A 22,746-nucleotide genomic window follows, 5' to 3' on the forward strand; every position below is an offset into this window, starting at 1 on the left:
CCGGGTCGCGGTGGATACCGAACTCGACGATCTGGTGCAGGCGCTGCGCTGTCTGCCGGGCGTGGGCGGCAAGTCCGCCCGGCGCATGGCGCTGCACCTGCTGGAACGCGACCGCGAGGGCGCGCGGCGCCTGGCGCGGGCGGTGGACGCCGCGGTGGAGAACATCGGCCACTGCTCGGTGTGCCGGACGCTGACCTCGGGCGAGACCTGCGAACGCTGCCTCGATCCCGATCGCGACGACCAGGTCCTGTGCGTGGTCGAGAGCCCCGGCGACGTGATGGCGATCGAGGCGGCCACCGATTTCAACGGTCGCTTCCACGTGCTGCTCGGACGGCTCTCGCCGCTGGACGGGATCGGCCCGGAGGAGCTGGGGCTGGACCGGCTGGAGGAACGTCTGCGCCAGCAGGGCACCGAGGAGCTGATTCTCGCCACGAACACCTCGGTGGAGGGTGAGGTTACCGCTCACTATCTGGCCGAGATGGCCGGGCGCCTGGGAATCCGCGCCACGCGCATCGCGCAGGGGATCCCCAGCGGCGGGGAGCTGGAATACACGGATGCGGGGACCCTGGCGCACGCCTTGTCGGGGCGCCGCGATTACTGATATAAACCGCGCCGGCCGGGCGCGGTGGAGGCACCATGGAAGAATGTATCTTCTGCAAGATCGTCGCCGGGGAGATCCCCGCGACCATCGTCCGCGAGACCGATGACGTGATCGCCTTCGAGGATCTGCATCCCCAGGCGCCGCACCATGTGCTGGTGATTCCGCGGCGGCACATCGCCACCCTGAACGACCTTGCCGCCGAGGATGCCGTGACGGTGGGCAACATGGCCCGGGTTGCGGCGGAGGTCGCGGCCGAACGCGGCTTTGCGGAGGCCGGATACCGGACTGTGATGAATTGCAACCAGCAGGGCGGTCAGACGGTCTATCATATACATATGCACCTGCTCGGCGGTCGGCCCCTCGGCTGGCCCCCGGGCTAGCGAACGCGACGGTCCGGGGAGGCCGGCGCGGTGACAAACGGGGGAACGGGCGTGACGCAACGCGGATATCATGACGGCACAACGGCCATGGGCGGGGGGAAAAATGCCCCGGGCCGTGCGCGCGTCGTTGCCCGGCTGGCGGTGCCGCTGATGCTGGTCGTGGTTTTCGCGACGCCGATGGTTGCGGCGGCCGAAGACGACACCACCCGCTATTCTCTGACCCGCACCCTGAATCTCGACGGCGGCGATCAGGTTGCGGCCGTGGGCGACCTGTCCTCCTTTTCCGGCGCGGCGGGTGCGGGCGGGGAGGCCCGGCCCGACCCGCGTTACCGCCTGATGCTGGATGCCGACGCGGTGTCGCGTCCGGAGGACGACATCACCGGCCTGGGCGATCGTTTCGAGGCGACCGGCGCTTTCCGTCAGCGCCTGGGGGCCAGTGGCCTGGGGTACGGGATCGATCTGGGCTTCGGCATGGAGTCGCGCAGTGCGCCGGGGCAGCTGCGGGAGGATGCGGGTACCACTTCCTATTTCACCGACTTCAGCTTCGGACCCACCTTCGAGTCGGGCGGTTTTGACAGCCAGCTGCGGGTCGGCGTGCGTCAGCCGCTGGCGGGCGATTCGCGGGAAACGGTCGGTGCGGGGACTGGCCTGCAACCGCGCGACCACACGCGCGGCGCCAGCTATCTGAGCCTGGACGGCAGCCTCCGCCTGCGCAACGACAGCGAGCTGTCGATGAGCCTGTTCTACGATGACTATTCGCTGGAATCGTCCGAAGGCTGGATGGAGGAGCGGCTGGAATTCGACGGCATGCGTCCCGAATCCGGCGGTTCCTCGTCGGTGTTCGGCGTGGAGATGGGCCTGACCTTCTGATTCGTTCTGAATCGTGCCGCGGGGCCGCTGCCGGGCTCAGTCCCGGCGCCGGGTCTCCGCTCGCAGCTCCTGCCAGGCCTCCAGCCGTTCCCGCGGCAGCTCGCAGGCGGCGACCGCCGCTCCCACCGCACACCCCGGTTCGGCCGCGTGCCGGCAGTCGCGAAAGCGGCATTCCCGAGCCCGTTCGGCGATGTCCGGGAAGCCGCGCTCGAGCGCGTCAGCGTCGTCCAGCTCCGGTGTGAAGTCGCGCACCCCGGGGGAATCGATCCACGCGCCATTGCCCGCCAGCGGATACCAGCGCGCCGTGGTCGTGGTGTGGCGCCCTTCGCCGGTCTGCCCCAGGGTCGCGGTTTGCAGGGCCTGTTCCGGCGCGTTGCCGGCGCGGCGCAGCAGCGCATCGATTAGCGATGACTTGCCGGTTCCGGACTGGCCAACCAGGATGTTGCTGCCCCCCTCGGCGGCCGCCGCCAGGGCGTCCAGCCCGGTGCCTTCGTGCACGCTGACCGGCAGCGCGTGCAGGCCCAGATGGCCGTACTGCCGGTCCAGCCGCCGCGCGCCCCCGGGGTCCAGTTCGCATTTGTTGAACAGCAGTCGTGGCTCGGCTGGCAGGTTGTGGATTGCGACCAGGAAGCGGTCGATCAGGAAACGTGCCGGGGCCGGTTCCGGCGCCACCACGATCCAGACCCGGTCCACTCCGGCGGCGATGGTCTTGCGGCGGCCGTAGCCGTCGCGCCGCACCAGCGCATTGCGGCGCGGCTCGCGGCGCAGGATGCGGTGGCCGTCGGTTTCCACGCGGTCCCCGCAGACCAGATCCCCCGTGCGGCGCTGCAGCTGCACGCGATGCAGATGGCCGTCCTCGTCGAGGAGGTCGGCCCTCTGGTTGAGGCGGGCGGCGACACGCGCGCGGGCGGGCAGGGGATCCGCGGTCGTGCTGTCCGCGGATCCCGGGTTCCGGGCGGACCGGCTCATGCAGGCTGCATCGACGGGTCAGTCGAACAGCGCATCCACGCGCGCGGCGCAGATGAAATCGTTTTCGGTCAGTCCGCCCACCGCGTGGGTGGAGAACTGGACCCGGCAACGGTTGAAGCCGACTTCCATGTCGGGATGGTGATCCTCGACATGGGCGATCCAGGCCACCGCGTTCACGAAGGCCATGGTCTCGTGGAAGTTGCGAAAGCGGAACTCGCGCCGGATGTCCTTCGTGTCGCCGCCCAGTTCCCAGGATTCGTGCAGCTGGCCCAGGGCCCGGGTCGCCTCCTCGGCCGGCATCGGGTCGGTAAAGCCTTCGCAGGCCTGGCAGTGACGCGTCTTCAGGTCGCTCATGGGGGTTCAGTCGAATCCGTAGTATTCATCGTTGAGGTAGGCCACGATGGCTTCGATCTCGTCATCGAAGAAGGCGGTGCCGATGTTGGCATCGCATCGCCGGACCATCGCGACGAGTTCTTCGCGGTCACCGACCATGCGTCCGTCGCGGGTATAGATGTCGGAGCCGTCACCGCCGTGCATGTCGGCATGGCAGCTGACGCAGTTGTTGTCGTGCAGATCCTGGCCCATCCGGATGTCGTCGGCCTGCGCGGTGGCGGCCATGCCGCCGGCCAGCGTCAGGGCGGCCAGACTGGTGGTGAGGTGTCGCATGTGGCCCTCCTTCTTCGTCGGTGCCGGTCTTGTTCGTTGTTCGATGCGACGGGCCCCGGGGCCCGTCCCCATGATGATAGACTGCATCGCGCCATCATAGGGCACCACCGAGTGCCGCAGAGGAGAGACAATGACGGCGAGTGCGGAAAATCTGATCTGGATCGATCTGGAAATGACCGGCCTGGAGCCGCAAACGGACCGGATCATCGAAGTGGCGACCATCGTAACCGACAAGCACCTCGAGATCCTGGCCGAGGGCCCGGTGATCGCGGTGTTCCAGTCGCCGGAGGTCCTGGACGGGCTGGACGCCTGGAACCAGCGCACGCACGGCGAATCGGGCCTGCTGGATCGCGTCCGCCACAGCGACCACGACGAGGCCGCCGCGGAGCGCGAGACGCTGGCGTTTCTGGAAAAGTGGGTACCGAAGGGGCAGTCGCCGATGTGCGGCAATTCCATTTGTCAGGACCGGCGTTTCCTCGCCCGCTGCATGCCCGAGCTGGAGGCCTGGTTCCACTATCGCAACCTCGACGTATCCACGCTCAAGGAGCTGGCGCGGCGCTGGGCGCCGGACGTGCTCCAGGGGCTGTCGAAGAACGCTTCGCACCAGGCCCTGCAGGACATCCGTGACTCGATCGACGAGCTGCGCCACTACCGCGAAAAGTTCATTCAGCTCCCGCCGGCCGCGCGCCCGGCCAGCTGACCGGCGGGCGAGGGCGGCACCAGAACCGTGGGGATGCCGTCCAGTTCCGGGTCACGCTCGGGGTAGTCCAGCAGATAGTGCAGGCCGCGGCTCTCGCGTCGGGCCAGCGCGCTCTGCACGATGATCTCGGCCACCATGCCGAGGTTGCGCAGCTCGATCAGGTCGGGCGAGATCCGGTAGTGGCTGTAATATTCGTGGATCTCTTCCTGCAGGATGCGGATTCGGCGCTGCGCGCGCAGCAACCGGCTACGGGTGCGCACGATCCCGACATAGTCCCACATCAGCCGGCGCAGTTCGTCCCAGTCGTGCGCCACCACCACTTCTTCTTCCGATTCGGTTACCCGTGATTCGTCCCAGGCCGCCGGTACCGGCAGGGCCTCCGGAGCGGGCAGATCGGTCTGCGACAGGATGTGCTCGGCCGCGGCGCGGGCGTAGACCAGGCATTCCAGCAGCGAATTGCTGGCCATGCGGTTGGCGCCGTGCAGCCCGGTGCATGAGACCTCGCCGGCGGCATACAGGCCCGGAAGGTCGGTCTGGCCGAAATGATTCACCACAACCCCGCCGCAGGTGTAGTGCGCGGCGGGAACCACCGGCAACGGCTCGCGCGTCATGTCGAAGCCGTATTCGAGGCAGCGTTCGTGAATGGTGGGGAAGTGCTCGCGGATGAAATCCGCCGCCTTGTGGCTGATGTCGAGATAGACATGGTCGATCCCGAGGCGTTTCATCTCGTGGTCCACCGCGCGCGCCACGATGTCGCGCGGGGCCAGTTCGGCGCGCTCGTCGAAGCGCGGCATGAAGCGTTCCCCGTCCGGCAGCTTCAGTAGCCCGCCTTCGCCGCGTACTGCCTCCGAGATCAGGAACGACTTGGCCCGGGGGTGGTACAGGCAGGTCGGGTGGAACTGCATGAATTCCATGTTGGCGATGCGGCAGCCGGCGCGCCAGGCCATCGCAATCCCGTCGCCGGTGGCGCCGTCGGGATTGGAGCTGTAGAGATAGACCCGGCTGGCGCCCCCGGTAGCCATGATCACCGTGGGCGCCATGATCGTCTGTACCTCGCGGGTCGCGGTATCCTGGACATAGGCCCCGACCACACGGCGCACGCCGTCCACCCGCGAGGTGATCAGATCCACCGCCACATGGCGTTCGAGTACGTCGATGCTGGCGGTGTCGCCGGTGCTGCGCACCAGCGCGTCCTCGATCGCGCGGCCGGTGGCATCGGCGGCATGTGCCACGCGGCGGGCGCTGTGCCCGCCCTCGCGCGTCAGATGCAGCCGGCTGCGGCCCTCGAACGATTCGCGCGTGAACGGCACCCCGAGGTTGAGCAGCCACTGAATCGCCTCGGGCCCGGCCGCGACGGTGCGGCGCACCGCGTCCGCATCGCACAGCCCGGCACCGGCGTCGATGGTGTCGTCGATATGGGCGTCGAAGGAATCCTGGCGGTCGAGCACTGCCGAGATGCCGCCCTGGGCATAGCGGGTCGAGCCCTCGTCCACCGGGCCCTTGCTGAGGACCACGACCCGGCGATGCGGGGCGAGATGCAGGGCCGCGCTCAGTCCGGCCGCACCGCTGCCGATTACCAGCACGTCGGCTTTGCGGGCTTGTTGTGCTGTATCCATGCGTCAGGTAACGTTTTGCGCTTGTTGCGCAATGGCCGGGAAGCCGGGAGCAATCCCCGGCGAGCGGGTTTCGAACTTCATGCAGGTCAGGCGGTCCATGAACCCTAGAATACTGGAGACGAGTCGCCGAACGGGAGTCCCCGGATGAGCGAGAAGGCTTCCGACGAGGCCCTGGTTCGGCGTGTCCAGAATGGCGAGAAAGAGGCCTTCGATATCCTGGTCCTGAAGTATCAGCACAAGATCGTGAATCTTGTCGGCCGCTATGTGCACGACCACGCCACGGCCCTGGACATCGCCCAGGAAGCCTTTATCAAGGCCTATCGCGGTCTCGCGAACTTTCGCGGCGAAAGTGCGTTCTACACCTGGCTGTACCGGATCGCCATCAACACCGCGAAGAATCATCTCGTCTCCCAGGGGCGCCGCCGGCCCGAATCCGAAGTCGATGCGCAGGATGCCGAACAAATGGGGGGCGATTCCGCTCTCAAGGATAATGCAACCCCCGAGGGGGAAGCGCTGTCGCAGGAGATAGAGGCGGCCGTCCAGCGCACGATCGACGAGCTGCCGGACGATTTGCGGACCGCGATCACTCTGCGCGAGATCGAAGGTCTGAGCTACGAGGAAATCGCGCAGACCATGGGATGTCCGATCGGCACGGTCCGGTCGCGCATCTTCCGGGCGCGCGAGGCCATCGACGAGACCTTGCGACCATTGTTGAACGACTGAATGAGCATGATCGTATGAGTGAACAAGTCAGCAAGACGGAGCGTCTCTCGGCCCTGGTGGACGACGAGACCGAGGCGTTCGAGACGCGTCGCCTGGTGGACGAGCTGCTGCAGTCGGAGGAAGATCGCAAGCAATGGGAACGCTATCACCTGATCGGGGACTCGCTGCGCGGCGGGATGCGCATGACCGCGCCACCGGACCTGCTTGAGGGCGTGCGCGAACAGCTGGCCGAGGAAGAGCCGCTGCATGTCGCGCCGGCTCCCGCCGGCGTCGAGCAGGCAACCCGTTCGCGGTGGTTCCGGCCGGTGGTCGGTACCGGGGTCGCGGCCGCCGTGGCGGTGGTGACCCTGGTGGGCATGCAGATGATGGGTGCCGGCCAGCCCGGTGGTGACGCGACGCCCGGCATGGCCGAAGGCGGGGCGCCCCCGGCCGAGGTGCAGACGGCGCGCTCGGCCGAGGGCCCGGAGCAGGCGTCCGCCGGCGCCGGCATGCCCGAGGCCGACGGACCTGGCGAGGAGCTGGACCCGCGCTTCGTGCGCTACTTCGAGAACCACGCCGATCTGACCGGTCCGGGCTCCGCGGCCTTCGGGCGCGTACGTTATTCGGTTGGCGAAGAGTAAACCATGATGTACGGAGGTCTGCCCTGGGTGCTGGCGGCTTCCGTCGCCCTGCTCCCGCTGCCGGTGATCGCCAGTGATCCCGGCCCCGCCGAGTGGCTGGAACGCATGTCCGCGAGCGTCCACTCGGAAAGTTACCGGGGGACATTCGTCCTGCAGCGCAAGGATCGCCTCGATACGGTGCGCGTGATCCACGCCGTCGAGGACGGAGGCTATCGCGAGCGGCTGCATACCCTCAGTGGCCAGGAGCGCGAGGTCGTGCGCTCGGTGGACCGTCTCAGTGCCCAGTCCGGGACCGGGGCCGCCTCCGGCGGGCAGGCTGCGGAGGCCGGCTCCACCCCGCGCTGGCCGGTAAGTTCCCCGGTTCACCTGCTCGCGGAACACGATGGCTATTCCCTCAAGGATCAGGGTCGCAGCCGCGTGGCCGGGCATGCCTGCCGCATGCTGCTGGCCCGCGCCGGTGACCTGCTGCGCTACAGCCACCGCTACTGCCTGCACGAAGACACCGGCCTGCCGCTGCTCAGCGAACTCTATTCCGGGAGCGGCCAGCTGCTCGAACGCCTGGCGTTTACCGATCTCGAACTGCTGGACCGCGTGCCGGACGCCGCCCTCGAGCCGGTCAGTGAAGGGGCCGACCGCATCGAGGTGCGCGCCGAGCGCGGACATCTGCGCCCCGACCCCGACGGCCGGGACTGGGGCTTCAGTGAACTGCCGTCGGGCTTCCGCCTGGTGGTGGCGCGCGAACGCAGCAGCGATGATCCGGAACAGCCCGGCCGCTATTTCGTGGTCAGCGATGGCCTGGCCTCGGTCTCGGTGTACGTAGAGCCGGTGGAAGGTGAGCGCCGGTTCGAGGGCGCGACCCGCGCCGGTGCCACGCACGCGGTGGCCCGGATCGAAGGCGATTATCAGATCACGGCCGTCGGCGACGTGCCCCGCGAAACCGTGGAGCGCCTCGCTGCTGCCATGCATCCGCCGCAGCCCGTTGGGGGGCGGCATGAGTGACTGGATCGAGGAACAGGGTGAAGTCATCGAAGTGGACGGGCACACCGCCCGCGTGCGCATCCAGCGCCGTTCCACCTGTGGCAGCTGTTCCGCGCGCAGCGGTTGTGGCAGCGGGATTCTGTCGGACGTCCTCGGGCGCAAGCCCATCGAAGTTCGGGTCGGCCATTCCGGCGACCTGCAGGCCGGCGATACCGTCACTCTCGGCGTGCGCGATACCGCGCTGGTTGCGGGTGCGCTGATGATGTATCTGCTGCCGCTGGCCGGACTGATCGGCGTGCCCGCACTGGGCATGGCCCTGTTCCCCGGGGCCGGCGAGGGCATGCTGCTCCTGGCGGGCCTCGCGGGACTGGGGGCAGGCCTGCTCAGCGTGCGCCGCTGGATGAGCCAGCGCGATGCCGCGTTCCAGCCGGTGGTGCTCGCGCGCCAGCCGGGCAGCGGCGTAGTGCGGCCGGTTGCCACCCGCACCGGCTGATCCTGCCGCGGCCCGCGGGGAACTTGCGCGCTTTCGCGGCGTCCAGAGGCATGTCCTTTCAAGCTTCCCGGAGAGGGGTTCAATGATGCTGAAACCGATGCAATGGGCGCTGGTCGCCCTGGTCTTTCTGGCCCTGTCCCTGCCCGCTTCGGCGCGGCCTCTGCCTGATTTCGTGCCGCTGGCGGAAGAACACAGCCCGGCGGTGGTGAACATCTCGGCCACCCGCACCACCGAGGTGCCCGAGCACGGCGGCATGCGCCAGTTCGAAGGGACACCGTTCGAGGACCTGTTCGAGCGTTTCTTCGGCGAGCCCCCGGGTTCCGGTGGCGACCCGCGCCAGCGCGAGCGTGATTCGCTCGGCTCCGGCTTCATCTACAGCGAAGACGGCTACATCGTGACCGCCAACCACGTGGTCGAGGGTGCCTCGGAGATCGTGGTCCACCTGTCCGATCGCCGCGTGTTCAATGCCGAGGTCGTCGGTACCGACCCGCAGAGCGACGTGGCCCTGCTGAAGATCGACGCCGAGGACCTGCCCACGCTGGAGCTGGGTTCCTCCGAAGAGCTCCGGGTCGGGGAATGGGTCCTGGCGATCGGCTCGCCGTTCGGCTTTGATCATTCGGTCACCGCCGGGATCGTCAGCGCCAAGGGGCGCAGCCTGCCGAGCGAGAACTACGTGCCCTTCATCCAGACCGACGTGGCCATTAACCCGGGCAACTCCGGCGGCCCGCTGATGAACCTGGACGGCGAGGTGATCGGCATCAACGCCCAGATCTACAGCCGTACCGGCGGGTTCATGGGGCTGTCGTTCGCAGTGCCCATCGAAGTGGTGGGCGACGTGGTGACCCAGCTGCGCGACCATGGCGAAGTCACCCGCGGCTGGCTGGGCGTGCTGATCCAGGAGGTTACCCGGGATCTGGCCGAGTCGTTCGGCATGGACAAGCCCTCCGGTGCTCTGGTGGCCCGCGTGCAGGCGGACAGCCCCGCGGAGAAGGCGGGGTTCGAGGCCGGTGACGTGATCCTGCGCTTCAATGGCCTGGACGTGCCGAATTCCAGCGCGCTGCCGCCGATCGTCGGCCGCACGCCGGTGGGTGCCGAGGTCGAAGTGGACATTCGGCGCGGTTCCGAGGACAAGACCCTCGAGGTCACCATCGAGGCGCTGCCCGAAGACATTGCCGAACGCCGCGCGGCCCCCGAACAGCCGGGCGAGGCCCGGCCCGAGCCGCAGAGCCTTCTGGGCATGCGCCTCGAGCCGCTGGATGCCGAAACGCGCGAGGAGCTCGGCGTCGACAACGGCCTGGTGGTGCTGGAGGTCGAGGACAACCCCGCGCGCAGCGCCGGCGTGCGGCCGGGTGACGTGATCGTGCAGTTCGCGCGGCAGCCGGTGGATTCGCTGGAAGAGCTGGAAGAGCGCGTCGAGCAGGCCGGCCCCGGCACGACCGTCCCGGTGCTGATCCAGCGCGGTGGCAACCCCACCTTCATCGCCCTGCGCATTCCGCAGGACTGACGGGGCCGCCGGCCGGTCCCGGGTGTCGGGGCCGGGTTTCGGGGCCGGTGCATCGCACATGACGCAACTGACGGTGTACCATCGCGAAGGCTGCGGGCTCTGCGAGCACATGCTCGCAGAGCTTTTTGCTTTGCAAAGCCGTTATACTTTTACGCTCGACGTCGTCGACATCGACGAGGACCCGGACCTGCGGGAACGCTACAACACCAAGGTGCCGGTTCTTGCCGTCGACGGCGACATTCTCTGCTGCCACTTTCTTGATCGAGAGGCACTGCTGGACCTGCTGGGGCCCGCATGAGTGATACCCGTCTGACCCGCAATTTTTCCATCATCGCCCACATCGACCACGGCAAGTCGACCCTGGCGGACCGCCTGATCCAGGGCTGTCGCGGGCTGACCGAGCGCGAGATGTCGGAGCAGGTGCTGGACTCCATGGATCTCGAGCGCGAGCGCGGGATTACCATCAAGGCGCAGAGCGTGTCGCTGTACTACGACGCCAACGACGGCCGGCGCTACCAGCTGAACTTCATCGACACCCCGGGCCACGTGGATTTCTCCTACGAGGTCTCGCGCTCGCTGTACGCCTGCGAGGGCGCGCTGCTGGTGGTGGATGCCTCCCAGGGTGTCGAGGCTCAGAGTGTGGCCAACTGCTACACGGCCATCGACCAGGGGCTGGAGGTCGTGCCGGTCCTCAACAAGATCGACCTGCCCGCGGCCGAACCCGACCGCGTGGCCGACGAGATCGAGGACGTGATCGGGATCGAGGCCACCGACGCCCTGCGGGTGTCGGCCAAGACCGGCGAGGGCATCAGCGAGCTGCTGGAAGAGCTGGTGCGGCGCATCCCGCCGCCGCAGGGCGATTCGGAAGCCCCGCTGAAGGCGCTGATTATCGACTCGTGGTACGACAACTACCTGGGCGTGGTGGCCCTGGTGCGGGTCAAGGCCGGGCGCCTGCACGCCGGCCAGAAGATCAAGGCGATGGCGGTGGAGCGCCCGCACGAGGTCAATCGCGTGGGGGTGTTCACGCCCAAGCCGGTGGATCGCGAGTATCTGGACGTCGGCGAGGTGGGCTACATGATCGCCACCATCAAGGACATCTCCGGGGCCAAGGTCGGTGACACGATCACCGACTTCAACAACCCGGCGGACGAGCCGATCCCCGGGTTCCAGGAGATCCAGCCGCGGGTGTTCGCCGGCCTGTTCCCGGTCTCCGCGGACGACTTCAACGACCTGCGCGACGCGCTCGACAAGCTGCGCCTGAACGATGCCGCGCTGTCGTTCGAGCCGGAAACCTCGGCGGCCCTGGGCTTCGGCTTTCGCTGCGGCTTTCTCGGCATGCTGCACATGGAGATCGTGCAGGAACGCCTGGAGCGCGAATACGGCCTGGACCTGATCAATACCGCTCCCACCGTGGTCTACGAGGTGGAAAAGAACGACGGCAGCGTGGTGTCCGTGCACAATCCCTCGGAGCTGCCGCCGAACAACGAGGTCGCCGAGATCCGCGAGCCGGTCATCGAGGCGAATATCCTCGTGCCGCAGGAGTACGTCGGCGCGGTCATGACCCTGTGCGTGGAAAAGCGCGGGGTGCAGACCCGCATGGCCTATCACGGGCGTCAGGTGCAGCTGTCCTACGAACTGCCGATGGCCGAGGTCATGCTGGACTTCTTCGACCGGCTCAAGTCCGCAACCCGAGGCTATGCCTCGTTCGACTACCACCCGCTGCGTTTCCAGGCGGCCCCGCTGGTGCGGGTCGACATCCTGATCAACGGCGACCGGGTGGATGCGCTGTCGGCCATCGTGCACCGGGATCAATCCGAGTCGCGTGGACGCGAGATCACCGAGCGCATGGCGAAGATCATTCCGCGGCAGATGTACGAGGTGGCCATCCAGGCGGCGATCGGCTCCAAGATCATCGCGCGCTCGACGGTCAAGGCGATGCGCAAGAACGTGCTCGCCAAGTGCTACGGCGGGGACGTGAGCCGCAAACGCAAACTGCTGGAGAAGCAGAAGGAAGGCAAGAAACGGATGAAGTCCATCGGCAAGGTGGACGTTCCGCAGGAGGCCTTTCTCGCGGTACTCTCGGTGGACGAGAAATGACGGGAACCACCGGGCCGTCGGGCCGGTAGCGGGGGCGGGGAAACAACATGGCGAATCTGGAACTGATCCTGGTCGTGGCGACCGCGGTAACCGGCCTGATCTGGCTGGCATGGGCGGTGCTGCGCCGACGGCTGAGCCCCGAACGTCGGGCGAAGATGCCGTGGTACGTGGACTACTCGCGTTCGTTTTTCCCGATCCTGCTGATCGTGCTGGTCCTGCGCTCATTCGTTGCCGAACCGTTCCGCATCCCCTCGGGCTCCATGATGCCGACCCTGCTGGTGGGCGATTTCATCATGGTGAACAAGTTCTCCTATGCCGTACGCCTGCCGGTCACGCGCACGAAGATCCTCGACACCGGGGCCCCGGAACGCGGCGAGGTCGCGGTGTTCAAGTATCCGCGCAATCCGGCCGAGGACTACATCAAGCGCGTCGTGGGCCTGCCCGGCGACGAGATCGAGTTTCGCGACCGCGTGCTGTACGTCAACGGCGAGCCGCAGCCGGCCGAAGAGGTCGGCACCTTCGACGGCGAGGGCTCCGGTGCGGTGATGTCCGGTGCCACGCTGTTCGAAGAAAACATGGGCGACCGGACGTACAACACCCTGATGCGCGAGGATCGCCCGACCGCGGATGGCCGGGTGGTCGTGCCGGAGGGGCACTACTTCATGGTCGGGGACAACCGCGACAACTCCAACGACAGCCGGTCGTGGGGCTTCGTGTCCGAGGAGCTGCTGGTGGGGCGTGCGCTCTTCATCTGGCTGCACTGGGATTACAATGGTAGTCATATGGACTTTTCCCGGATCGGGCAGGCCATACGCTGATACATGACAGGGACGGGGGTAACCATGCAATCGAAGACCAGAATGAAGGGCGCCGGGGCAACCACCATCATGGCCATGATCTTCCTGGCCCTGATCGTGCTGACCTTCATCATCCAGATGGGCACGCAGTACACCCAGTACATGACGGTGCGCTCGATCATGCAGGACGTGGCGGAGCAGCCCGGGGCGGCCGACAAGAGCGAAGACGAGCTGTGGAGCGAGATGAACCGGCGCTTTCAGCTGAACACGGTGCCGGAGGAGATCGAGGAGGAGCACTTCTCGGTTGGCGAGGGCGACGAAGGCCCGGCGATGATGATCGACTACGAGATCCGGCGCGGCTTTCTGGGCAACATCGACATCGTCGCGCAGTTCTCCTATTCCGCGACCCTGGCGGACTGACGACATGCGACCGGGACGGGAACGGAAGGATCCAGACGTGCATGGCTGAACGGGATTTTCGAACCCTGCTGCCCGAGGCGGTGCGGGATGGCGAAGGCATGCGCCAGGCGCTGACCCATCGCAGTGCCGGCGGGCGCAATAACGAGCGCCTGGAATTCCTCGGTGACGCGGTGCTCGGCCTGGTGGTCGCCGATGCCCTGTACGAGCGCCTGCCGGACTCGCCCGAGGGGGATCTGACCCGGCTGCGGGCCGCGCTGGTGAATCGCGAATCGCTGGCGGCCCTGGCGCGCGAGACCGGCCTGGAAGGGACGCTCAATCTGGGCCAGGGCGAGCGCAAGAGCGGCGGCCAGCGGCGCGACTCCATCCTTGCCGATGCGGTCGAGGCCCTGATCGGGCTCACCTATCGCGAGGCGGGCTTCGACGCCGCGCGCGACTTCACGCTCGCGCTCTACGCCGAACGTCTGGAAAACCTCCCCGCCGCCGAGACCCTGAAGGACCCGAAGACCCGGCTGCAGGAGAAACTGCAGGGCCGCAACGCGGAACTCCCGGTCTACGAGGTGCTGGAGGTCTCCGGACCCGACCATCAGCGCCATTTCACCGTGGCCGTGCATCTGCCCACCCAGGGCTGGGGACAGCACGGACGCGGCTCCAGCCGTCGCCGGGCCGAACAGGCCGCGGCCGAAGCGGCCCTCCACCGGCTCCAGCAGACCCAGGAACAATGAATACACCCGAGAACGAGGCACGCGACGGCACGCGCTGCGGGCTGGTCGCGCTGATCGGCCGCCCCAACGTGGGCAAGACCACCCTGATGAACCGCCTGGTGGGCGAAAAGCTGGCGGCCACCACTCGCCGGCCGCACACCACGCGCAACCGCATCCTCGGTATCGTCACCGAGGGTGACGACCAGATCGTGCTGATGGACACCCCGGGGATCGACCAGGAACGGACCAAGCTGGTGAACCAGGTGCTCAACCGCACGGCCAGCCAGGCGCTGGCGGATGCCGACCTGATCTGTTTCCTGACCGAAGCGGGCCGCTTCGGCGAGGGCGACGAGCGCATCGAGGCGGCGATACGCAGCTCCGGGCGCCCGGCACTGCTGGTGATCAACAAGGTCGACCGGCAGAAGAACAAGGAAGAGCTGCTGCCGTTTATCGAACAGCGCATGGCCGCGTTTCCGTATGCCGGCGTGGTACCCATCGGCGCGCGCCGCGGAACCAACGTGCCGGGGCTGATCGAGGAGATCCGCAACCACCTGCCCGAGGGCCCGTTCCTGTACGACCCGGACCAGCTCTCCGACCGCCCGGAACGCTTCCGCGCCGAGGAGATGATCCGCGAGGCCATGCTGGAACAGCTGGGCGAGGAGGTGCCCTACTCGGTCGCCGTGCGCGTCGAGAACTGGGAAGACACGCCGCGCACCGCGCATATCGACGCGGTGATCCTGGTCGAGCGCGACAGCCAGAAGGGTATCGTCATCGGCAAGGGCGGGCGCCGGCTCAAGCAGATCGGCCAGGCCTCGCGCCACCAGCTCGAATCGCTGCTGGAGCGCAAGGTGATGCTCAACCTCACCGTGCGGGTCGAGGCGGACTGGTCGCGCAGCCCGCGGGCCCTGCGCGAACTCGGGATCGAGGAACCGCGGTAGCCACCGGAATCCGTACATGAGCAGCGCCGCCAGCGAGGTCACCCCGGGCGTGGTCCTGCATTCGCGTCCGCTGCGCGAGAACAGCCGCGTGGTGGAACTGGTCACCGAGCGGGCGGGGCGCGTCGCCGCGGTGGCGCGCGGGCGCGCCGGCAGCGTGCGCCCGTTCGTGCTGCTGGATCTCGCCTGGCGCGGGCGCGGCGAACTGCCCAGCCTGAATGTGGCCGAGGAACGCCGGGTGTACCCGCTGACCGGGCGCCGGCTGGTCTGCGGCCTGTATCTGAATGAACTGGTGCTGCGCCTGTTCCCGCGCGATGCCCCGCTGGAGGACACCCTGCAGACCCTGACCGGGGCCTACACCGATCTCGCGCTGGACCGTCCGGCGGATCGCATCCTGCGCCGGGCCGAGTGGCAGCTGCTGGGGGGGCTGGATTCCGGTCTCGCGTTCATCGACCCGGATGATCTCGAGCCGGAAGCCTGGTATCGCTACGAACCGGAACACGGCCTGCACGACGTGCCTGCCCGCACCGCCGGCGCCGTGCCCGGCGGTGCGCTGCAGGCACTGGCCAGCGGGCGGGACGTCCCGGATAATCTCGCCCGGGCCAGCCGCGACTTCATGCGCGCGCTGATCGACGCCCATCTCGACGGCCGGCCGCTGCAAACCCGCGGTCTGCTCTGAACAGGAAACCGATATCATGACCGACGCCGCATCCGTTCCCGCGCTCAAGCTGGGGGTCAACCTCGACCACATCGCGACCATCCGCCAGGCGCGGCACACGCCGTACCCGGACCTGATGCAGGCGGTGCGCCTGGCCGAGGCCAGCGGGGCCGACTCCATCACCCTGCACCTGCGCGAGGATCGCCGGCACATCCAGGACGACGACGTGTTCGGTATCAAGCCGCGCCTGACCGTGCCCATGAACCTGGAGATGGCCGCCACCGACGGGATGCAGACGATCGCGCTGGACCTGCGGCCGGAATACTGCTGCATCGTCCCCGAGCGCCGCGAGGAACTGACCACCGAGGGCGGACTGGATGCCATCGGCCAGCGCGAGCGCCTGACCGCCTTCGTTGCTCCCCTGCGCGAGGCGGGCATCGCGGTGTCGCTGTTCGTCGAGCCCGACGTGCGGCAGCTGGAGGCCGCTGCGGCCATTGGCGCCCCGGTGGTGGAACTGCACACCGGGGCATATGCCAACGCCACCGATGCCGGCGAACGCGAGCGGCTGCTGACGCAGATCAACGAGGCGGCCGAGGCCGGGCGGCAGATGGGACTGGTGATCAACGCCGGCCACGGCCTGGACTACGACAACGTGCGCGCGATCGCCGCCAACCCGGTGTTCAACGAGCTCAACATCGGCCACTCGATCGTTGCCCGCGCGCTGTTCACCGGGCTGCCCGAGGCGGTCAGCCACATGCGCGGGCTGATGGACGCCGCGCGCGAGGGCGCGCCGGTCGGCCAGTACCCGGTGTGACCCGGGCGAGGTCCTCGGCGTGATCCTCGGGATCGGCACCGACCTGGTGCAGGTGGCGCGCATGCAGGCGCTGTGGACGCGCCACGGCGAACGTTTCGCCGAACGTATCCTGCATCCGGTGGAACGCGCCGATCTCCCCGCACAGGACCCGGCCGGCTTCCTCGCGCGGCGCTTCGCCGCCAAGGAGGCCCTGTCCAAGGCGCTGGGCTGCGGCGTCGGCGCCGGCATGGCCCTGGTCGACGCCGGCGTCACCCACGATGCCCGCGGCCGCCCGGAATTCGTGCTGGAAGGGCGCGCCCGCGCCACCGCCGAACGCCTCGGCGCCGGCCCCGTCCACCTCAGTATCTCCGACGAACGCGACTACGCCCAGGCCTTCGTGATCATCGAACGCGCCTGAGCCTGCGCTAGCCGAAGTCGCGGGAGCGGGTGACCAGCTCGCCGAGCCAGGTGCTGCGGTCGGTCAGGCGGCGGGCGACCAGGTGGCCGACGCCGTCGGCCCACTGCCATTCGCCGTCGATCTCCAGCAGCTGGCCGTGCAGGACCTCGGCGCGGAAGCGTTCCACGCGGTCGGGCCAGACGATCACGTTCAGCGTGCCGTGTTCGTCCTCCAGGGTCAGGAATACCGTGCCGTTGGCCGAGCCCGGGCGCTGGCGGGTGATCACCAGACCCGCGTAGCGCGCCGGGCCGGGGCGCCGCCGCGCGGAAAGCGTCGCGGAGTCCGGCAGGCGCCGGCGTTCGAGCTGCGGGCGCAGCAGGGCCAGCGGATGCGGCCCCAGCGTGAGCCCGGTGGTGGCGTAGTCCTGGACCAGGTCGTCCACCGCGTCGGGCACCGGCAGCAGGGGCGTGCGGGCGTTGTCCCCGGCCTGCCCCGGCTCGTGCGGGGCGTCGGCGGGCTCGGCGTGTTGTGGCAGGCCCTCGAACAGCGGCAGCGGGGCCTCCACCGCATCGGCGGCCCAGCGCGCCTGGTGGCGGTTGCCGGCCAGCCCGGCCAGGGCCCCGGCGCGCGCCAGCCGGCCGGCCTCGGCACGGCTCAGCCGGGCGCGTGCGACCAGCTCGGGCACGTCGGTGAACGGGCCCTCGGCGCGGGCCGTGTGGATGCGTTCGGCGACCTCCCGACGCAGGCCCTGAACGCGGTTGAAGCCCAGACGCAGGGCCAGCGGCGCATCCGGCGCGTCCGGTGCATCGCTGGCGGGCTCCAGGCTGCATTCGGGCAGGCTGTGGTTCACGTCCACCGGCCGTACCTCCACGCCGTGGCGGCGGGCATCGGCCACGATCTGCGCCGGGCCGTAGAAGCCCATCGGCTGGCTGTTGAGCAGTGCACAGGTGAAGATCGCCGGCTCGAAGCACTTGAGCCAGGCCGAGACCCAGGTGATCAGGGCGAAGCTGGCGGAATGTGACTCGGGGAAGCCGTATTCGCCGAAGCCGCAGATCTGGCGATACAGCCGCTCGGCGAACTCCGCCGAATAGCCGCGCTCGCGCATCCCCTCCAGCAGCCGCTCGCGCCAGCGGCCGAGATCCCCGCGGCGGCGCCAGGCGCCGATGGAGCGGCGCAGCCCGTCGGCCTCGCCGGCGGAGAACCCGGCCGCCACCATCGCCAGTTCGATCACCTGTTCCTGGAAGATGGGCACGCCCAGGGTGCGCCCCAGCACCCGCTCGATCTCCGCATTGGGGAAGCGCACCCGTTCGGGGCGCGCCCGGCGCTTGAGGTAGGGATGCACCATCTCGCCCTGGATGGGGCCGGGACGCACGATGGCGATCTCGATCACCAGGTCGTAGAAATTCTTCGGCTTCAGGCGCGGCAGCATGCTCATCTGCGCGCGCGACTCGATCTGGAACACCCCCAGGCTGTCGGCCTTCTGCAGCATCGCGTAGACCGCCGGGTCCTCGGCCGGGATGTCGGCCAGGCCCCAGTCGCGGCCGCGGTGCTGCCGCATCAGCGCCAGCGCGCGGCGCACGCAGGAGAGCATGCCCAGCGACAGCACGTCGATCTTCAGCAGGCCGGCGGCGTCGAGGTCGTCCTTGTCCCACTGGATCACGCTGCGTTCGGGCATCGCCGCGTTCTCGATCGGCACCAGTTCGTCGAGCCGCCCGGCGGCGATCACGAAGCCACCGGTGTGCTGCGACAGATGGCGCGGGAAGCCGACCAGCTCTGCGGTCAGCGTCTGCCACTGGCGGGCCAGGCCGCCGTCGGGTTCCAGGCCGACCTCGCGCAGGCGTTCGGGCGGGATGCCCTCGTCCCAGCCGGCGAGGTTGGCGGTCAGGGCATCCAGCCGCGCGCGCGAGATCCCCAGCGCCCGGCCCACGTCGCGCAGAGCGCTGCGGCGGCGATAGCGGATCACGGTACAGGCCAGTGCCGCGCGGTCGCGGCCGTAGCGCCGGTAGATGTACTGGATGACTTCCTCGCGGCGTTCGTGCTCGAAATCGACGTCGATATCCGGCGGCTCGCCGCGTTCGGCGGAGATGAAACGCTCGAACAGCATGTTCGAGCGCGACGGGTCCACTGCGGTGATGCCCAGCACGTAGCACACCGCCGAATTGGCCGCCGACCCGCGCCCCTGGCACAGGATGCCGCGGCTGCGCGCGAAGCGGACGATGTCATAGACCGTCAGGAAATACGGCTCGTAACCCAGCTCGGCGATGGTGCCCAGCTCGCGCTCGATCTGCGCCTGTACCGCCTCCGGGATGCCGTCGGGCCAGCGCTCGCGTGCCCCGCGCAGGCTCTCCTCGCGCAGGTACTCGGTGGCCGTGCGCCCGGGTGGCAGCGGGTCGGTGGGGTAGTGGTATTCGAGTTCGTCCAGGGAAAAGCGGCAGTCGTCGGCGATGGCGACCGCGTGGCACAGCCAGGCGGCGGGATACAGCGTGGCCAGATCGGCGCGCGGGCGCAGGCAGCGTTCGCCGTTGGGGAACAGCTCGCCGGCGGCCTGCGCGACCGTGCAGCGGTGATGCAGGGCGGTCAGGACATCCTGCAGTGCGCGGCGGCCGCGGGCATGCATGTGCACGTCGCCGCAGGCCGTCACCGGCAGGTCGTGTTCCTGCGCGAGCTGCCGTGCCCGGGCGATCTGCGCCGGATCCCCGGGCGTGCGCAGCAGCGCTACCGCCAGATGTCCCTGGCCCGGCGCGGCCCATGCCCGCAGCCAGGCCGCCGCGTCGGAGAGGCCGGGGGCGTCGGTTTCCGGCCACAGGTGCAGCAGCACATGCCAGCCGGCGCGGGCCTGCGGCGGGACCGCCTCCAGATCCGCCCGGGTCAGGTGGTGCTCGCCCTTGTCCGCGGCCCCGCGTGCGGTGGTGATCAGGCGGCACAGCGCGGCGTAGCCCGTGCGCTCGCGCACCAGCACGGTCAGCTCGGGGCCGTCGGCCAGCCGCAGGCGGGCGCCTGCGATCAGGTGCACGCCGGTGCGCTGCGCCGCCTCGTGCGCGCGCACCAGGCCCGCCAGCGAGGCGATGTCGGTCAGTGCCAGCGCGCGATAGCCCAGCGCCGCCGCGCGCTCTACCAGCTCCTCCGGGTGCGAGGCCCCGCGCAGGAACGAGAAGTTGCTCAGCGCCGTGAGTTCGGCAAAGGCCGGGGCGGTTTCGCCTTCGGGTGCGCGTTCGTCCATATACTGTATATTTGTACAGTATCACGGGCGAAGCAAGCCGTCCCCCGGGATACGGGGGACGGCAAGGGGTTGTCAGGGGGCTTCAGGGGTGTAGCAGGGGATCAGCGGCCCAGGCCGGTGAGGCGCGCGGGCTCCAGGATCTCGATCCAGTAGCCGTCGAGGTCCTTCACGAAGGCGATGTCCTTCAGCCCGCCCTCGTCGGGGCGCTTCACGAACTCCACGTCGTTCTGGTCGAACCAGCGCACCGCGGCGTCGAGGTCGGGTACCGAGAAGCAGATGTGGCCGAAGCCCTGCGGTTCGGTATTGCCGTCGTGGTAGTGAAAGTCCGGATCCTTCTCGGTGCCGTAGTTGTAGGTCAGCTCGAGGATGCCGCGCTGGCTGAACATCCAGCGGGTGCGCTCGCCCTCGTCCTGCGGCGGCGCCGGCTCACCTTCGTCCTGGCGGGCGAGGAAATACAGCGTGAACTCGAATTCCGGGAAGTCCAGGGTCTTCACCAGCTCCATGCCGAACACGCGCCGGTAGAAATCCAGCGACGCGTCCGGGTCCTTCACGCGCAGCATGGTGTGGTTGAAGCGGAAGCCAGCGGTGGGGTTGTCGCTCATGTGGGGATCCTTTTCGGCCGGATGGGGTATGCCCGAAGAATGGAACACGCCGCGGCGGGTTCCCGCAAGGTCGCCGGCACCGCCGACGCTCGGTGGGGTGTTCGGTGGCTCGTCGCCGCCCCGTCACTGCGAGGAGGCGCAGCCGACGCGGCAGTCGGGTGGGGTGACACTGGCGCCGGGGGTTTCGCCGGGAGATCGCTTCGCTACGCTCGCGATGACGGGGTTATGGTCACAATGCCGGGAACACGGTCGCGACGACGGGGTTATGGTCGCAATGCGGGGAACACGGTTGCGGTGACGGGGGTCTTGCCCCGTCACTGCGAGGAGGCGGAGCCGACGTGGCAGTCGGCCCCGGGGTGGTGCGGCGAGGCGGCTACTGGCGGCAGAACGGGCCGACCTGCCAGAAGCGGCGACAGCGGAACTCGGATTCGCAGCTCTCCAGCTGGCTCGCGTACCGGCCGGTGCGGTCGCGCACCTGCCGCGCGGCCCGCTGCACCCCCGGCTTGCCGCGGTAGCTGCCCTGGTTATAGCCGCCCTGGCCCTCGTGGTAGGCCAGATACAGGTGCTCCGGGTTGTCCAGCGACACCCCGGTCATGCGGCGGGTGCGGTCGTTGTACCAGCCGATGAAATCGGTTGCATGCTTCATGTGCGTGCGCCGGGCGAAGCGGCTGCCGGCATCCTCGCGGTATTCGCCCCACACCGGGTCCTGGGCCTGGGCGTAGCCGTAGGCCGAGGACGGCCGCCGCCAGGGGATGATCCCCAGCAGGCGCTCGCGGTCGGGGCGTACGTGCGAGCGGAACGACGATTCCTGCTGGATGATCGCCATCTGCGTGGCGATGGGCGTGCCCCATTCCTGCTCGGAATCCCGGGCGTAGTCGTACCACCGGGGCTCCTCGCGGAAGATCTCGCAGATGTTGCTCTGCTCCTGCGGCGGCGAGGGCGAGAACATCGCACAGCCGCTGGTGGCCAGGATCAGCACCAGAAGGACCAGGGTACGCAGTGCCATCGTCGAATTCACCCGGACCTCCCCGAGGTGGTTGCGTGGAATACCCGGAGTATAAAGCAGGGTGAACCGGGGTGACATCGGCCGGGCAAGCGCGCGGGAGCGGTGTCCGGGAGGTCGTCAGGGCCGCGCGGGCGTGGCGGGCCGGGCCAGCCAGTTCGCGTCGAGCGGGTGCAGTGCGGGGTCGAGGGTCCACGGGCCCGGGGGCGGTGCGCCGGGGTCGTGGACCAGCGGGCGGATGTAGCGCAGGAAGGTGTCGCGCGGGAGTTCCACGGCGCCCAGGTTCACCAGGTGTTCGGTGGCCATCTGGGTGTCGATCAGCGGCCAGTCCCAGGCGACCATGTGGCGGCACAGCCAGGCCAGGGCCACCTTGGAGGCGTCACGCTCGAGGCTGAACATGGACTCGCCGCAGAACAGCCGGCCGGCGGCCACGCCGTAGAGCCCGCCGATCAGCCGCGGCCCCTGCCAGACCTCCACCGAATGCGCGTGGCCCACGCGATGCAGCGCGGTATAGGCCTCCTGCATGCTCTGGGTGATCCAGGTGCCGGCGGAGCGGGCGCGCGGGCCGGCACAGCCGGCGATCACGCGCTCGAAGGCGCGGTCGAAGGTGACCGTGTAGCCGGCGTTGCGCAGGGTCTTGCGCAGCGAGCGGCGGATGTGGAAAGCGCCGGGTTCCAGCACTGCGCGTGGGTCGGGGCTCCACCACAGGATCGGCTGCCCGGCCTCGAACCAGGGGAAGATCCCGCTGCGGTAGGCGTTGAGCAGGCGCGGCACCGAGAGATCGCCGCCGGCCGCGAGCAGGCCGTTGGGTTCGTCCAGTGCGGTCTCCGCCGGCGGGAACGGCGCCTCCGGGTGATCCGGGTCCAGCCAGGGGAGGGTGATGGGGCTGCGGGGGCTCATGCGGCGCCTGGTCGGGCGGTGCCGGATCGGCCAGCGCCGGATCGGCCAGAGGGCTGGCCTCCTACCGGGGTTGGTCGGGCGGTGCCGGATCGGCCAGCGCCGG

At 68.9% G+C, this 22,746-nt stretch carries 26 protein-coding genes; 18 read left to right on the forward strand and 8 right to left on the reverse strand.

What is annotated here, in order from left to right:
• Window positions 1–10 precede the first annotated feature (10 nt).
• The 3 genes from recR (at window position 11) to G020_RS0106805 (ending at window position 1,851) form a co-directional block, all read left to right on the forward strand.
• Window positions 11–601, forward strand: a complete 591-nt coding sequence (gene recR / locus G020_RS0106795) for a recombination mediator RecR (RefSeq protein ID WP_024329063.1) — start codon at window positions 11–13, stop codon at window positions 599–601.
• A 35-nt stretch (window positions 602–636) separates the two neighbouring features.
• Window positions 637–981, forward strand: a complete 345-nt coding sequence (locus G020_RS0106800) for a histidine triad nucleotide-binding protein (protein ID WP_024329064.1) — start codon at window positions 637–639, stop codon at window positions 979–981.
• Window positions 982–1,068: 87 nt separating this feature from the next.
• Complete coding sequence (locus G020_RS0106805) at window positions 1,069–1,851, forward strand: hypothetical protein (protein ID WP_024329065.1); 783 nt, start codon at window positions 1,069–1,071, stop codon at window positions 1,849–1,851.
• 36 nt (window positions 1,852–1,887) lie between these two features.
• Here G020_RS0106805 and rsgA read toward each other — a convergent pair whose 3' ends face one another.
• From rsgA to G020_RS0106820, 3 genes are read right to left on the reverse strand one after another with little or no spacing between them, the layout of a single operon-like run.
• The gene (gene rsgA, locus G020_RS0106810) at window positions 1,888–2,820 is read right to left on the reverse strand and encodes a ribosome small subunit-dependent GTPase A (RefSeq protein WP_024329066.1); all 933 of its coding nucleotides are present in this window, start codon (window positions 2,818–2,820) and stop codon (window positions 1,888–1,890) included.
• An 18-nt stretch (window positions 2,821–2,838) separates the two neighbouring features.
• Window positions 2,839–3,174 carry a 4a-hydroxytetrahydrobiopterin dehydratase gene (locus G020_RS0106815; RefSeq protein WP_018947019.1) on the reverse strand — a complete coding sequence of 112 codons (336 nt, stop codon included), beginning with the start codon at window positions 3,172–3,174 and terminating at the stop codon, window positions 2,839–2,841.
• 6 nt (window positions 3,175–3,180) lie between these two features.
• Entirely contained in the window at window positions 3,181–3,486 is a 306-nt protein-coding gene (locus G020_RS0106820; protein ID WP_018947020.1) for a cytochrome c, read from the reverse strand.
• 130 nt (window positions 3,487–3,616) lie between these two features.
• Here G020_RS0106820 and orn point away from each other — a divergent pair, with 130 nt between their 5' ends.
• Entirely contained in the window at window positions 3,617–4,186 is a 570-nt protein-coding gene (orn, locus tag G020_RS0106825) for an oligoribonuclease (protein WP_018947021.1), read from the forward strand.
• Here orn and nadB read toward each other — a convergent pair.
• Window positions 4,153–5,802 (reverse strand): L-aspartate oxidase, encoded by a 1,650-nt coding sequence (gene nadB / locus G020_RS0106830; RefSeq protein WP_024329067.1) that lies wholly within the window; start codon window positions 5,800–5,802, stop codon window positions 4,153–4,155. The two genes, orn and nadB, sit on opposite strands and share 34 nt — an antisense overlap.
• A 144-nt stretch (window positions 5,803–5,946) precedes the next feature.
• On the opposite strand from nadB, the gene rpoE reads away from it, so the two are divergent.
• The 14 genes from rpoE (at window position 5,947) to acpS (ending at window position 16,939) form a co-directional block, all read left to right on the forward strand.
• On the forward strand, window positions 5,947–6,525 hold the full coding sequence (gene rpoE, locus G020_RS0106835) for an RNA polymerase sigma factor RpoE (RefSeq protein ID WP_018870158.1): 579 nt from the start codon (window positions 5,947–5,949) through the stop codon (window positions 6,523–6,525).
• A 14-nt stretch (window positions 6,526–6,539) separates the two neighbouring features.
• Entirely contained in the window at window positions 6,540–7,145 is a 606-nt protein-coding gene (locus G020_RS0106840) for a sigma-E factor negative regulatory protein (protein ID WP_024329068.1), read from the forward strand.
• A 3-nt stretch (window positions 7,146–7,148) separates the two neighbouring features.
• Window positions 7,149–8,144, forward strand: coding sequence for a MucB/RseB C-terminal domain-containing protein (locus G020_RS0106845; RefSeq protein WP_018947023.1), 996 nt, complete (start codon window positions 7,149–7,151; stop codon window positions 8,142–8,144).
• Window positions 8,137–8,616 carry a SoxR reducing system RseC family protein gene (locus G020_RS0106850; RefSeq protein WP_024329070.1) on the forward strand — a complete coding sequence of 160 codons (480 nt, stop codon included), beginning with the start codon at window positions 8,137–8,139 and terminating at the stop codon, window positions 8,614–8,616. Before G020_RS0106845 ends, G020_RS0106850 begins: the two co-directional genes overlap by 8 nt.
• Window positions 8,617–8,698: 82 nt before the next feature.
• Complete coding sequence (locus G020_RS0106855; protein WP_024329071.1) at window positions 8,699–10,120, forward strand: DegQ family serine endoprotease; 1,422 nt, start codon at window positions 8,699–8,701, stop codon at window positions 10,118–10,120.
• 58 nt (window positions 10,121–10,178) lie between these two features.
• Window positions 10,179–10,418 carry a glutaredoxin family protein gene (locus tag G020_RS0106860; protein ID WP_018870153.1) on the forward strand — a complete coding sequence of 80 codons (240 nt, stop codon included), beginning with the start codon at window positions 10,179–10,181 and terminating at the stop codon, window positions 10,416–10,418.
• The gene (gene lepA, locus G020_RS0106865; RefSeq protein ID WP_024329072.1) at window positions 10,415–12,217 is read left to right on the forward strand and encodes a translation elongation factor 4; all 1,803 of its coding nucleotides are present in this window, start codon (window positions 10,415–10,417) and stop codon (window positions 12,215–12,217) included. The genes G020_RS0106860 and lepA overlap by 4 nt, the downstream gene beginning before the upstream one ends.
• Before the next feature lie 47 nt (window positions 12,218–12,264).
• A complete protein-coding gene (lepB, locus tag G020_RS0106870; RefSeq protein WP_024329073.1) occupies window positions 12,265–13,035 on the forward strand; it encodes a signal peptidase I in 771 nt (256 codons plus the stop codon).
• A 42-nt stretch (window positions 13,036–13,077) separates the two neighbouring features.
• A complete protein-coding gene (locus G020_RS0106875; protein ID WP_018947029.1) occupies window positions 13,078–13,434 on the forward strand; it encodes a DUF4845 domain-containing protein in 357 nt (118 codons plus the stop codon).
• 41 nt (window positions 13,435–13,475) lie between these two features.
• Complete coding sequence (gene rnc, locus G020_RS0106880; RefSeq protein ID WP_018947030.1) at window positions 13,476–14,156, forward strand: ribonuclease III; 681 nt, start codon at window positions 13,476–13,478, stop codon at window positions 14,154–14,156.
• Window positions 14,153–15,073 carry a GTPase Era gene (gene era / locus G020_RS0106885; RefSeq protein WP_024329074.1) on the forward strand — a complete coding sequence of 307 codons (921 nt, stop codon included), beginning with the start codon at window positions 14,153–14,155 and terminating at the stop codon, window positions 15,071–15,073. Before rnc ends, era begins: the two co-directional genes overlap by 4 nt.
• Window positions 15,074–15,089: 16 nt before the next feature.
• The gene (locus G020_RS0106890) at window positions 15,090–15,749 is read left to right on the forward strand and encodes a DNA repair protein RecO (RefSeq protein ID WP_024329075.1); all 660 of its coding nucleotides are present in this window, start codon (window positions 15,090–15,092) and stop codon (window positions 15,747–15,749) included.
• Window positions 15,750–15,765: 16 nt separating this feature from the next.
• Window positions 15,766–16,542: a pyridoxine 5'-phosphate synthase gene (locus G020_RS0106895; RefSeq protein WP_019569770.1), complete on the forward strand. Its 777-nt coding sequence runs from the start codon at window positions 15,766–15,768 to the stop codon at window positions 16,540–16,542.
• A 19-nt stretch (window positions 16,543–16,561) separates the two neighbouring features.
• Window positions 16,562–16,939, forward strand: a complete 378-nt coding sequence (gene acpS, locus G020_RS0106900; RefSeq protein WP_018947034.1) for a holo-ACP synthase — start codon at window positions 16,562–16,564, stop codon at window positions 16,937–16,939.
• A gap of 7 nt (window positions 16,940–16,946) precedes the next feature.
• Here the strand turns inward: acpS and G020_RS0106905 are convergent, their stop codons facing one another.
• From G020_RS0106905 to aat, 4 genes are all read right to left on the reverse strand, one after another.
• The gene (locus G020_RS0106905; protein ID WP_024329076.1) at window positions 16,947–20,138 is read right to left on the reverse strand and encodes an error-prone DNA polymerase; all 3,192 of its coding nucleotides are present in this window, start codon (window positions 20,136–20,138) and stop codon (window positions 16,947–16,949) included.
• Between the two features lie 101 nt (window positions 20,139–20,239).
• A complete protein-coding gene (gene gloA / locus G020_RS0106910) occupies window positions 20,240–20,740 on the reverse strand; it encodes a lactoylglutathione lyase (protein ID WP_024329077.1) in 501 nt (166 codons plus the stop codon).
• A 373-nt stretch (window positions 20,741–21,113) separates the two neighbouring features.
• Window positions 21,114–21,746: a lysozyme-like domain containing protein gene (locus G020_RS0106915; protein ID WP_196800306.1), complete on the reverse strand. Its 633-nt coding sequence runs from the start codon at window positions 21,744–21,746 to the stop codon at window positions 21,114–21,116.
• Between the two features lie 117 nt (window positions 21,747–21,863).
• Window positions 21,864–22,643, reverse strand: coding sequence for a leucyl/phenylalanyl-tRNA--protein transferase (gene aat / locus G020_RS0106920; protein WP_024329079.1), 780 nt, complete (start codon window positions 22,641–22,643; stop codon window positions 21,864–21,866).
• Window positions 22,644–22,746 lie beyond the last annotated feature (103 nt).

Source organism: Thioalkalivibrio sp. ALR17-21, assembly GCF_000420185.1.
Taxonomy (GTDB): domain Bacteria; phylum Pseudomonadota; class Gammaproteobacteria; order Ectothiorhodospirales; family Ectothiorhodospiraceae; genus Thioalkalivibrio; species Thioalkalivibrio halophilus.